We start from the raw sequence: 12303 nt of genomic DNA, 5'->3' as shown, positions 1-12303 counted from the left end.
GCTCGGGGTCAGGCGCCATGGCATCCTCGGGTCCGGTGTTGTCCGTTCAAGGCTCGGGGGAACTTGTTGGGGCAGCCCCGGCCTCATGCCGCGCGCCACCCGCCCCCAAAGGGCATCGCTGTACTGGTTGTTGACGATCAAATCCCAGTGTGCACGGCCGTGCGGGAAATAGCTACGGACTTCTTGCCCTTCCCCGCTGCATGATCGAGCGGTCCCTCGCCCGCCGGGACCCCGGCGTGGCACCGGCCCGACGTCGGGGACTCCGCCGGTAGGCTGTGAAAGGCCGGACACCGGCCCGCCGACGGGCAAGCAGCGGGGCAAGTAGTAGGGGAAGAATTGCGCAGGATTAATGCACGCGGAGCTGGTAACGGGCGGGTTCCATCCGACACCGGCCGCCGCAGGGGCGCCGTCGACTGGATCGCCTGCGGCGTCGCCGGGCTGCTGCTGGTCTCGTCCACCGCCTGCGCCGGAACCGCAGCTGTCCCCGGTAATTCCGTCGTCGAGAGTGCATCACCTGGTGTGGCGACCCCCGGGTCCGCCACGTCCCGTTCCGCTCCGACGCCGGTGGCCGCGCCCACGGCCGCTTTGACCGGGGCGTCGGCCCCGCATAAGCAGCCGGCCTACGCCAGCAAGGCGCTTGAGGTGCTGGCCACGCTGCCGGTCAAGGGGAGGGCGCCCAAGACCGGGTACTCCCGTGACCAGTTCGGACAGGCCTGGGCCGACGTTGACCGGAACGGCTGCGACACCCGCAACGACACGCTGCGCCGCGACCTCACAGCGGAGGCGCTCAAGCCCGGAACCCGGGGCTGCGTGGTGCTTTCCGGGATTCTGAAGGACCCCTACACCGCGATGCTCATCAACTTCCGCCGCGGAGCCGACACCAGCAGCGCGGTCCAGATCGACCACGTCGTAGCCCTCAGTGACGCCTGGCAAAAAGGCGCACAGCGGCTGAGCCCCGCCCAGCGGCTCGCCTTCGCCAACGATCCGCTCAACCTCCTGGCCGTGGACGGCCCGGCGAACATGCAGAAGAGCGACGGCGACGCCGCCACCTGGCTGCCGCCGAACAAGTCCTACCGCTGCGCTTACGTGGCGCGCCAGATCTCGGTCAAGGCCAGCTACGCATTGTGGGTCACCCGGGCCGAGCACGACGCGATGGCGCGGATCCTGGCGGACTGCCCGGGCGCCCTGGCCCCCACCAGCCGGCAGCCGACGACTCCCGCGCCGGCCGCTCCGCCGGCGCGGAAAGCCCCGGCCACAGTGCCCGCCCCGGTGGCACCCGCCCCGCCTGCGCCCGTTCCGGCAGCGCCCGTTCCGGCAGCGGTGTACTACGCAAACTGCACTGCCGTCAGGGCCGCGGGCGCCGCACCCATCCGGCTGGGGCAGCCCGGTTACAGCAGCAAATTGGACCGCGACGGCGACGGCGTCGGCTGCGAGTAGCCCACGCCTGAAAGGCTGATCGAGGCGCCCTTCAGGGCACCGGCGGGCGCGTCTGGCGGGCGCTATCCCGGCTCAGACCCGGGCGAGCCCGGCGACCTCCGCGAGGAGCTCCACGGAACGCAGCCTGTCCTCCACTCCGGCGCTCTGGTGCGCGACGATCAGTTCGTCGGCGTCGGCGTGCGCCGTGAACTCGTCCAGGTATTCCAGCACTGCGCCCGGGGTCCCCACGGCGGAGTACTTCATCATCTGCGCCATGTGCTGGCCCTGCGGGGAGTCCAGGATCATATCCGCCTCGTCGTCGCTGAAAACGCGGCCGTTGCCGAAGAAGAGCGAGACCCGGGCCCGTTTGGTGGCCTGGAACATTGCCTGCGCGTCGGCGGCGGAATCCGCGGCGATCACGTTGACGCCGGCGATCACGTGCGGGGCCTCCAGCTGCGCGGACGGCCGGAATTCACGGCGGTAGAGCGCTACGGCGTCCTGCAGGGCGTTGGGGGCGAAGTGCGAGGCGAAGGCGTAGGGCAGGCCCAGCTGCGCCGCCAGCTTCGCCCCGAACAGCGAGGAGCCGAGAATGTAGAGCGGCACGTTGGTGCCCTTGCCGGGGGTGGCCTCCACACCGGGGATGCGGGTAGGACCGGTCAGGTAGCCCTGCAGTTCCAGGACATCCTGCGGGAAGCTGTCAGCGCTCATCGGGTCGCGGCGCAGGGCGCGCATGGTGTTCTGGTCACTGCCGGGGGCCCGGCCCAGGCCGAGGTCGATCCGGCCCGGGTGCAGGGTCTCGAGCGTGCCGAACTGCTCGGCGATGGTCAGCGGCGCGTGGTTGGGCAGCATTACACCGCCGGATCCGAGCCGGATGGTCTTGGTATGCGCGGCGATGTGGGCGATCAGCACGCTCGTCGCGGAGGAGGCGATGGACGACATGTTGTGGTGCTCGGCGTACCAGATCCGGCGGTAGCCCAGTTCCTCGGCGCGCTGCGCCATGGCCACGCTGCCGGCGAAGCTTTCCGCCGCCGTCTGGCCCTTGCCGATAATTGCCAGGTCAAGGATGGAAAGCGGAACAGTCACGGAAAAGCCGGCCTTTCGTAGCGGAGCAGGGTGTCTGGAAAATCTGGCGCAAGCCGGATTCCGGCAGGCGCATACTGGTGCCAACGACGGCGGGGCCGGGCTTATTTCTGCGCGGCCGGAATCACCGGCAGGAGTGCGCGGAAGGAATACTCAGCACCCTTAGTGGGTTGCCGCCCTTATGAGCCACGACAACCCACAGCATCCGGAATCATCCGCAACGATCGAGTTGAAGGACCTGGGCACGGTGCACCGCCTGGGCTTCGGCGCGATGCGCATCGTCGGCGACGGTGTCTGGGGCGAACCCGCTGACCGGGGCACGGCCATCGCCGTCGTCCGCCGGGCCGTCGAGCTCGGCGTCGACTTCATCGACACGGCCGACTCCTACGGGCCCAATATCAGCGAGGAGATCCTTGCGGAGGCCCTGCATCCCTACAAGCACGGCCTCAAAATCGCGACCAAGGTCGGATTCACGCGCACCGGTCCGAATGAATGGGTGCCGCTGGGCCGGGCCGAGTACCTGCGCCAGCAGACCGAGCTGAGCCTGCGCAAGCTCAAGGTGGACGCGCTGGATCTGCTGCAGCTGCACCGGATTGATCCCAAAGTCGATCCGGAAGAGCAGTTCAGTGTCCTCCGCGACCTGCAGAAAGAAGGCAAGGTCAAGGCCTTGGGCCTGTCCCAGGTCAGCGTGGCCGAGCTGGAGCAGGCCAGCCAGTACTTCACCGTCTCCACCGTCCAGAACCGCTACAACCTGACGGATCGCAGCTCGGAGGATGTCCTCGACTACGCGGAAGAGCACGGCATCGGCTTCATCCCGTGGGCCCCGATCTCGGCCGGCGAACTCTCCCGTCCGGGCGGCCCCCTGGATGAGGCCGCCACGCGGCTGGGCGCCACCACCTCCCAGGTGGCCCTCGCCTGGCTGCTTCGCCGCTCACCCGTCATGATGCCGATCCCGGGCACCGGCTCGGTCAAGCACCTCGAAGAGAACCTGGCCGCCGCCGGCGTCGTCCTCGATGACGCGACGTTCGCCGAACTCGAAGCCGCACGCTAAGAACCCACCCCCATCCCCACCTTTGACCGGCTCCTTGGCCGGCAGAACAGGAGCAAGAACATGGCTAACATCCTGATGGTCGTATCCGCAGCAGATTCCCTCACCATGCGCGACGGCAGCAAGCACCCCACCGGTTACTGGGCCGAGGAACTCGTGGTCTCCCACCAGACCCTGCTGGGCGCCGGACACACCGTCCGCATCGCCACTCCGGCCGGCGCCAAGCCCACCGTGGACGAGGTCAGCCTGGCCGCAGAATCCGCCGGCGGCCAGGACCGCGCCGACGGCTTCCGCAAGTACCTGGCCGAGATCGACGCCGAGCTCTCCGCCCCGCTGGTGCTGGCCGACGTCGACCTTTCCGGGTACGACGCGATCGTGATGCCCGGCGGCCACGGCCCCATGGCCGACCTGTTTGAGGATGCGGACCTCGGCCGGCTGCTGATCGAGGCGAACAAGGCCGGCAAGGTCATCGCGCCTTTCTGCCACGGTCCCGCCGGCCTGCTGAGCGCCGTCGACGACGCCGGGAACTTCGCCTTCGCGGGGCGCCGTCTCACCGTGTTCACCAATGAAGAGGAACTGGGTGGCGGCACCGGGGAGAACACGCCGTGGTTCGTCGAGGACGAGCTGAAGGAAAAGGGCTCAGTCGTGGAAAACGGGGCCGCCTGGAGTTCACACGTGGTCCGCGACGGCAACCTCATCTCCGGACAGAACCCGCAGTCCAGCGAGGACGTGGCGAAGGAAGTCCTCAAGGCCCTCGCCGAATAACGACGGCGGCGAAGCAGAAAAATAAACATCGGCCGTGGCCGGGTCCGGTCTTCCGGACCCGGCTAAGCTAACGGCATGGCCATCAAATCCACTGCAGATAAAGTCGCCACCATCCAGAAGGGGTACACCCTGGAGGGGCCCACGATTGAGCTGGGGGCCGCGATCGTCGACGGCGAGCTCCACAAGGAAGCCCCTGTCCGGTTGCCGCTGGCCATGATGAACCGCCATGGCCTGGTGGCGGGTGCGACCGGGACCGGCAAAACCGTCACCCTGCACATGATGGCTGAGCAGCTCTCCACCGCCGGTGTCCCGGTGTTCCTCGCGGACATCAAGGGCGACCTCTCCGGCCTCGCCACGGCCGCCGCCGGTTCAGAGAAACTCAAGGCGCGCACCGACAGCATCGGGCAGGCCTGGTCCGGCAAGACTTTCCCGGTGGAATTCCTGGCCCTCGGCGGCGACGGCGCCGGCATACCGGTCCGGTCCACCATCACTTCCTTCGGCCCCATCCTGCTGTCCCGCGTGATGGAGCTCAACGAAACCCAGGAGTCCAGCCTGCAGCTGGTCTTCCACTTCGCGGACAAGAACAACCTCGAACTGATCGACCTGAAAGACCTGCGCGCGGTCATCCAGTTCCTGACCTCGGACGAGGGCAAGGACGAACTGGAGAACCTCGGCGGCCTCTCGAAGTCCACCGCCGGCGTCATCCTGCGCGAACTCATCACGCTTGAGGCGCAGGGGATGGAGAAGTTCTTCGGCGAGCCCGAGTTCGACACCGCTGAACTGCTGCGGACCGCCCCCGACGGCCGCGGCGTCGTGACCTGCCTGGAGCTGCCGACCCTGCAGACGAAGCCCATGCTGTTCTCCACCTTCCTGATGTGGCTGCTGGCGGACCTGTTCGAGGACCTGCCCGAGGCGGGCGACCTGGACAAACCGAAACTCGTGTTCTTCCTGGACGAGGCGCACCTGCTGTTCAACGGCGCCTCCAAGGCTTTCCTTGACGCGATCACCACGACGGTCCGGCTGATCCGGTCCAAGGGCGTGGGCATCTTCTTCGTGACCCAGACACCGAAGGATGTCCCCGCGGACGTCCTGGGCCAGCTGGCGAACCGGGTGCAACATGCCCTGCGCGCCTTCACCCCCGAGGACGCCAAGGCACTCAAGGCAACGGTTTCCACGTTCCCGATCAGTGACTACGACCTTGAGGAGACGCTGACCTCGGCCGGAATCGGCGAGGCCGTGATCACGGTCATGAATGAGAAGGGCGCGCCCACCCCGGTGGCCCTGACCCGGCTGCGGGCGCCGGAGTCCGTGATGGGACCGAGCGATGATGCGCTAATAGCCAGCACTGTGGCCGGGTCCGCCCTGCTCGCCAAATACGGCACCGCCGTGGACAACGTCTCCGCCTATGAGAAGCTCGCGAGCCAGTCGGCAGCGTCCACCGGCCCCGCCGCCGGGTCCGACGCCGGTTCGGGTTCCGGCACCGGCCTGGACCCCAACGCCGTCGATGCCGACGCCCGGCGGATCGAGGAAGAAATCCTCGGCCGACCCAGCAGCCGCTCCACACAGTCGCCGACGCCCGATCGGGAACGCACCCCGCAGCGTCGCGCCCCGCAGCCGCAGGAATCCGGCGGCGGAATGGCCGGCGACCTCGCCGGCGCGCTGGGCGGCGCCCTCGGCGGTGGGCTCAAGAGCATGGCACGTTCGCTGGGCACGCAAATCGGCCGGGAGTTGCTCCGGGGCGTCTTCGGCACCTCATCCAGGCGGCGCAGGCGCTAGGCGGTCTTCCGCGACCGGGCCGCCGCGGCCGGGACCGCCCGGCGGGCATGGTGCACGTCACAACGGGTGCCCGTGACACCTGCGTTCAGCGGGCGTGCAGGTAACGTAAGGTACGTGCAGATGAGTCAGGCGTTGGTCAGGATTGCAGCCGTGTGGCTGTTGGGCCTGATGCTCGCCATAGCCGGCGCGGTCGTCGCGATCAATCTGGTGAACAATTCCATTGCCAGCCCCCAGCAGCCGGTCCGCGAGTATCTGGACGCGCTGCAGAAGGGCGAAGGCGAGAAGGCGCTCGGCCTTCTTCACGCCTCCGTGCCGCAAAGCAACCCGGCGATGCTGGACGGAGAGGCGCTGAAGACCGCCGCCGCGAGGATATCCGACGTGAAGATCGGCAACGCGCAGGACCAGGGCGGCAACCAGGTCATGGTTCCGATCGATTACACCATCGACGGCAGCCAGCTGCGCACCGAGTTCCTGCTGCAACGGTCCGGCACCCAGTGGCTCTTCTTCCATGACTGGTCCTTCGTCCCGGCCGCGCTGCCGGTGATCGACGTCACCGTCGTGAATTCGAACCAGGCCCTGCTCAACGGGGTCCCGGTCAACATGCCCAACGGTCGCAACTCCTTTGCCGTGTTCTACCCCGGCGAGTACGAGGCGGCCCTGAACGGCCAGTTCTTCGCCGCCCCCGCGACCCGGACAACCGTGACCAGTCGGGATATGCCCTCGGCGCCGTTGAACCTGCTCACCCAGGCCACGGACGGGCTCAAGGACGCCGTCACCGCGAAGGTCAAGGAGTTCCTGGACAGCTGCGCGGAGCAGGCGGACAAGCAGCAGCGGCTTCAGCCGGACTGCCCGTTCTACCACGCCACCAACAACCGGGTCGTGGACGGCACGATCGACTGGAGCATCGCCGACTATCCGGCCGTCAGCATCGAGCCCTTCGGCGGCCGCTGGGTCGTCGCGCCGCTGGACGGCAAGGCACGGATCAAGGCACGTCAGGTGGACCTGTTCACCGGCGCGGTTACGGAGCTCAACGCAGTCCACGATTTCAGCTTCACCACGCGCCTGGACATCGACGGCGACACGGTCAAGCTCACCCCGCAGCTAAGCAACTAAGCCTGCTGTGCGGCGGCCGCGGCCGCCGGCTCCCCCGGACACGCAAAAGGCTGCCGTCCGTGACACCCAAGCCACGGACGGCAGCCTCACAGCGCCAAGTACCTCAGGACTCCAGCCGGGCGCTTAGTCCATGCCGCGCAGGTCCAGGACCAGCTCGGTGTCCCCGTCGGCCTGCAGCAGCACCGGGATGCCCCAGTCCTGCTGGTACAGGTGGCACGCCGCGTGATCCGGGATCTCCCCGTCCTCGGTCTCCGGACCGTCGCAAGCCGCGGCCCGTGCGGTTATGTGCAGCACGCCCTCGGGGACGTCGGAGGCGAGCTCCAGGGTGCGGAGCAGGCCCACGGAGGTCCCGCCGCCGGCCACCAGCAGCTCCGGCGGGGTGGAGGAAATCTTCAGCTGCGTCGGGTCACCCCAACGGTCATCCAGCTTCTGCCCGGTCGGGGCCGTGAACCGCACGGTCAAGGACAGCAGACCTGGGGCCACCGGGCTCTTGGGCCGGTGGGTCTGCGCCGCCCCTTCGTCCACCTGCTGCGCTTCCTTGGGGATGGGCACATAGACCAGCTGGTGCTTGTTCGCCTCGACCACCACCAGCAGCGGCTCGGTGCCGGCCACCTGGGTGTGGTCCACGATGACGTCGGAGGGCTCGGACAGCCCCCGCGCGAGCGTTGACACCGTGCCGGTAGCGGGGTCGTAGCGCCGGACGGCACCGTTGTAGGTGTCCGCGATCGCCACCGAACCGTCGGGCAGGACTGTCACACCCAGCGGGTGCTGGAGCCGGGCCTCGGCCGCCGGTCCGTCGCGGAAGCCGAAATCGAACAATCCCTTGCCGACGGCGGACTCGACCGTGATGGCGCCGTCGTCGGCGATCACGAGTTTGCGCAGTGCCGAGGTCTCCGAGTCGGCGACCCAGATGTTGCCGTCGGCGTCTTCGGCGAGGCCGGAGGACTGGGCGAACCAGGCCTCCGCGGCCGGGCCGTCGAGCAAACCTTCGAGGCCGTTGCCGGCGATGATGGACACAGCACCGGTAACCGGGTCGAAGCTGAAGATCTGGTGCACGCCGGCCATCGCCACCACGACGGCGTTGAGCTTGCTGGACCAGACGACGTCCCAGGGCGAGCTCAGCGAGACCTGCAGCGGATCCGCTTCAAGCCGGCCACCGTAGGCGGCGCCCTCTTCGTCCACGCGCGCCGGACCGGTCTCGAGCAGCCGCTGTACCCCGTTGCCGGCAAGGGTGGTGGCGCTGCCGTCCGCGAGGAAAAGCCCGCGGAGCCGGTGGTTGACCGTGTCGGCAATCACGACGTCGTAGCCGGCCTTCGCGGCCACGTCCTCCGGAAGCAGGACCAGGCCCTGCGGTTCGTTGAAGCGGGCCTCGGCGGCACCGCCGTCGGCGTGGCCTTTCTCGCCCGAACCATAGGTGCCCAGCACCGTCTCAAAGTCGGTGGACAGCTCGACCAGGCGGTGGTGGCCGGTGTCGGTCACCAGCCAGGAACCGGCGTCGGCCGCTGCGGCCGAGTCGCCGCGGCCGGCCGGAAGGTAAAGGGCCTTGCCCGGGAACCGCAGCGTGCCCGACGTCGGCTCCGGGGCCACGTACGGGCCGTCGCCGCGGTGCAGGGTGCCCTTCGCTTCGTGCTCGGCGATCAGTTCGGGGATGAGCACGGCCAGGCCGTCCGCATGGCCCTCACCGGAAAGGTGCGCCACGATGTAGCCCTCGGGGTCGATGACCACCAGGGTGGGCCATGCACGGGCGGTGTACGCCTTCCACGTGTCCAGCTCCGGGTCGTCCAGGACCGGGTGGCGGATCTCGTAGCGCTCCACGGCGGCCGCCAGGGCCACCGGATCTGCTTCGTGCTCGAACTTGGGCGAGTGCACGCCGACGGTCACGAGGACGTCCGAGTACTGCTGCTCGAGCGGCCGGAGCTCGTCCAGGACATGGAGGCAGTTGATGCAGCAGAAGGTCCAGAAGTCGAGCAGCACGATCTTGCCGCGCAGGGATTCGAGGTCCAGGGATTTGCCACCGGTGTTCAACCAGCCTCGGCCTACGAGTTCGGAGGCCCGGACCCGGAGGTGGGTGCGTACGGTTTCGCTCATCAGCGTCCTTCCAGCTTTGAATTGCGTTCTGCCAGCTTCGCGTCGCGTTCGACGAGCTGGGCAAACATATCGTTGTAAGCGGTGAGATCGGCGTCGTTATTCCTGTCCGCGGCACGGTCGGTCCGTTTGGACTCCCGTGCGTCGGAGCGGGACCACATGACGGCGACGCCGATCGCCACCAGCAGGGTGGGCACTTCGCCGATCCCCCAGGCCACCGCGCCGCCCATCTGCTGGTCCAGCAGGGCCGAGGGGCCCCAGCTGCGGCCCAGGTTGCCGAAGTAGTCGGCGGCCAGCAGCCCGGTGCCGCCCATGATGGCGACGCCGAAGAAGGCGTGGAAGCCCATGGTGGCCAGCAGGAGGAGCAGCCGCATCGGGTACGCCGCCCGGCGGGGCAACGGGTCTGTGCCGATCATGGTCAGCACGAAGATGTAACCGGTCAGGGCGAAGTGCAGGTTCATCAGTTCGTGGCCCACGTGGTCGCGCATGGCGTAGCCGAAGGCATCCGAGTAGTAGAACAGCACAATCGACCCGGCAAAGTTCGCCGCGGCGAAGAGCGGGTGAGTGACGAGCTGCGAGAACCTCGAGTGCACGAAGATCAACAGCCATTCCCTCGGCCCGCGGGAGCTGTCCCGCCGCGCGGCCAGTGCCCGCAGCGCCAGCGTGACGGGGGCACCGAGGACCAGGAAGATGGGGGCCACCATGGTCAGCGCCATGTGGTCGACCATGTGCGCCGAGAACAGGACCCGGCCGTAGACCGAGGGCGGGCCGGAGGTCACGTAGGTGAGGACCACCAGGCCGATGACCCAGTTGACGGTCCGGAACCAGGACCAGGCGTCGCCGCGCTGGCGGACTTTGCGGATGCCCAGGAAGTAGGACACCAGGCCAAAGACGGCGACGGCGACCCAAAGCCAGTCGAGCCGCCACTCCGTGAGCCAGCGTTGCGGGGTCAGCTCGGGAGGCAGTTCGTAGCCGGAGAGGATGAAGGCCGGCGACGCGTCCGCGGCGAAGGTGCTGGGCTGCGGCGGGGCCGAGCGGCCGAGCGCGACGGCGATTCCCGACGTCGCACCCATGATCAGCAGCTCCACGAGCACCAGCTGCCAGAGCACACGGCGGGCGGTCAGGCCGGCCCCCTTGACGCCCAACTGAGGGATGACCCATTGGCGGTGCATGAATCCCACGCCGCCCAGGACGAGCGCGGCCACCGTCTTGGCCAGGATCAGCTGTCCGTACGCCGACCCGAACAGGTCTGCCCAGCTGGAGATCCTGATGCTGGCGTTGACCACGCCGGAGGCGAAGACCAGTGCGAAGGCGAAGCCGGCCAGGGCCGAGAAGCGGCGGAGGGTCGGCTCCGTGATGTCGGCCCGGCCCGGGGCTCCGGCGGCCGTAGCGGCACCAAGAACGCCGGAGAGGAGGGCCAGCACAATGATGCCGCCCACCCAGGCCGAGACTCCCAAGAGGTGAAGGCCCAGGGAGTTGATCGCTCCTTCGTGGTCGCTTGAGCTGGACGAGTGGCCGATCAGCGCCGCCGGCACCAGCCCTATGACGGCAAGGATCAGCGTGAACGCCAGTGCACCCCTCGAACGGACGCCGAACAGCGCAGTGGTGGTCACAGCAGCGATGATGACGACGGCCAGCCAGGCCCTGCCGGTTTCGATGTCGGTCATGAAGTAGACGAGGGACTTGGTGAATTCCGGGTCCCCTGAGATCGCCTGGCCCGCGATGTCCGAGTAGCTCAGGACAAGCACTGCAACCGCTGAGAGGGTCCAGGCGATGCCTGCGACGGCGGCGACGGCCAGGGCGCGTGTGAAGGCGGGATGCTCGGGGGCGGCTTTGTCCTTGGACTGGCGGCCGGAGAGATCCTTGGGCAGGATGCCGACGGCGAAGATGAGGCCGCCGATTACCGTGGCGAGGGAGACGTTGTGGATGGCCTTGCTGATGGGCAGCCCCCAGCGGACCAGCGCGCCGGGATCCGAAACTTCGCGGGCTCCGGCCGCCCCGGAGAAGAGCAGTGCCGCCACCAGGCCCAGGAACAGCGCGGCCAGGCCGGCGAGCTGCCAGGGCCCGGAGATTCCCGGCGCTCCGGCACCTCGGCCACGCGCTCCGCCCGTCGGGGTGGGCGCTGGTGAAGTCTGGGGTTTCGCTGCGGAAGGCACAACTCCATTGTCCGCTACCCCTGCCCGCGCGCCGAATCCTCTCGGCGGCGGTTAACGCAAAGGAGCGGCAACCCGAGGGGTTGCCGCTCCTTTCAAGCGTTTGAAGAAGACTACTTCTTCTTGGCGACTGCAGCCTTCAGCTTGGAACCGGCGGTCAGCTTGACGCTGTGGCCGGCGGCGATCTGGATGGTCTCGCCGGTCTGCGGGTTGCGGCCGGTGCGGGCTGCACGGTCGGTGCGCTCGACGGCGAGCCAGCCCGGGATGGTGATCTTTTCGCCCGCGGCGACAGAGGTCTCGAAAACCTCGAACAGTGCATCGAGCACGGAGTTGACGGCTGCCTGGCTGGTGCCGGCCTTGCCAGCTACCTCTGCAACAAGTTCACTACGGTTCTTAGCCATTTATGTCCTCCTGGACGGTTCTAATTTCTGAAGCCTGCACGCGGCATGCGTGCAAGCCACTCTTCGAAAACTTACCAGCTTGCCGCCGCCGAGGTGGCAAATTCCGCGTGTTTTCGCCCTTTTTTGGGAAAAATTCCGGATTTCGAGGGCCCTGGAGTACCTTTTCAGCCGTCAGCGGACGCTACCCGGGCCGGTGCCGGCCGACGACGCAGCGGCGGCGGTGCACGACGGCGGTGGGCGGGTGCCGTCGTGGGTGGTTTTGGGGTTAAAGGGGGAGAGCCTCCAACCTGGTGGTTGGAGGCTCTCGACCTAATGTATGTCCGGCGGTGACCTACTCTCCCACACCCTCCCGGGTGCAGTACCATCGGCGCTGTGGGTCTTAGCTTCCGGGTTCGGGATGGGACCGGGCGTTTCCCCCACGCTATGACCGCCGTAACCCTGTGTCCGCGCCCCCGGGGCCCTGGTG

9 protein-coding genes and 1 rRNA gene are annotated in these 12303 nt (G+C 68.1%); 5 read left to right on the top strand and 5 right to left on the bottom strand.

Annotated features, from left to right (window positions below):
• Nucleotides 1-336 precede the first annotated feature (336 nt).
• Complete coding sequence (locus tag AC1DBD_RS00050; protein ID WP_476981142.1) at nucleotides 337-1437, top strand: GmrSD restriction endonuclease domain-containing protein; 1101 nt, start codon at nucleotides 337-339, stop codon at nucleotides 1435-1437.
• 72 nt (nucleotides 1438-1509) lie between these two features.
• Here the strand turns inward: AC1DBD_RS00050 and AC1DBD_RS00045 are convergent, their stop codons facing one another.
• Nucleotides 1510-2499, bottom strand: a complete 990-nt coding sequence (locus AC1DBD_RS00045) for an LLM class flavin-dependent oxidoreductase (RefSeq protein ID WP_476925537.1) — start codon at nucleotides 2497-2499, stop codon at nucleotides 1510-1512.
• Between the two features lie 178 nt (nucleotides 2500-2677).
• On the opposite strand from AC1DBD_RS00045, the gene AC1DBD_RS00040 reads away from it, so the two are divergent.
• The 4 genes from AC1DBD_RS00040 to AC1DBD_RS00025 all read left to right on the top strand — a co-directional run bounded on the left by AC1DBD_RS00040 (nucleotide 2678) and on the right by AC1DBD_RS00025 (nucleotide 7198).
• Entirely contained in the window at nucleotides 2678-3547 is an 870-nt protein-coding gene (locus AC1DBD_RS00040; protein ID WP_476891884.1) for an aldo/keto reductase, read from the top strand.
• Nucleotides 3548-3607: 60 nt separating this feature from the next.
• Complete coding sequence (locus tag AC1DBD_RS00035; protein WP_441416551.1) at nucleotides 3608-4309, top strand: type 1 glutamine amidotransferase domain-containing protein; 702 nt, start codon at nucleotides 3608-3610, stop codon at nucleotides 4307-4309.
• Between the two features lie 75 nt (nucleotides 4310-4384).
• Nucleotides 4385-6085 carry a helicase HerA-like domain-containing protein gene (locus tag AC1DBD_RS00030; protein WP_476981141.1) on the top strand — a complete coding sequence of 567 codons (1701 nt, stop codon included), beginning with the start codon at nucleotides 4385-4387 and terminating at the stop codon, nucleotides 6083-6085.
• A 120-nt stretch (nucleotides 6086-6205) separates the two neighbouring features.
• Entirely contained in the window at nucleotides 6206-7198 is a 993-nt protein-coding gene (locus AC1DBD_RS00025; RefSeq protein ID WP_441416549.1) for a hypothetical protein, read from the top strand.
• Between the two features lie 123 nt (nucleotides 7199-7321).
• On the opposite strand, the gene AC1DBD_RS00020 is transcribed toward AC1DBD_RS00025, so the two are convergent.
• The 4 genes from AC1DBD_RS00020 to rrf form a co-directional block, all read right to left on the bottom strand.
• Nucleotides 7322-9286 carry an NHL domain-containing thioredoxin family protein gene (locus AC1DBD_RS00020; protein WP_476891882.1) on the bottom strand — a complete coding sequence of 655 codons (1965 nt, stop codon included), beginning with the start codon at nucleotides 9284-9286 and terminating at the stop codon, nucleotides 7322-7324.
• Nucleotides 9286-11439 (bottom strand): bifunctional copper resistance protein CopD/cytochrome c oxidase assembly protein, encoded by a 2154-nt coding sequence (locus tag AC1DBD_RS00015; RefSeq protein ID WP_476981140.1) that lies wholly within the window; start codon nucleotides 11437-11439, stop codon nucleotides 9286-9288. Before AC1DBD_RS00015 ends, AC1DBD_RS00020 begins: the two co-directional genes overlap by 1 nt.
• Nucleotides 11440-11549: 110 nt before the next feature.
• Nucleotides 11550-11837 (bottom strand): HU family DNA-binding protein, encoded by a 288-nt coding sequence (locus AC1DBD_RS00010; protein WP_011776355.1) that lies wholly within the window; start codon nucleotides 11835-11837, stop codon nucleotides 11550-11552.
• Nucleotides 11838-12155: 318 nt separating this feature from the next.
• Nucleotides 12156-12272, bottom strand: a 5S ribosomal RNA gene (rrf, locus tag AC1DBD_RS00005).
• Nucleotides 12273-12303 lie beyond the last annotated feature (31 nt).

The organism is Arthrobacter sp. 10T419, from assembly GCF_056394105.1.
The sequence above is the reverse complement of the archived record's forward strand: the minus strand, read 5'-3'. Positions and strand labels throughout refer to the sequence as shown.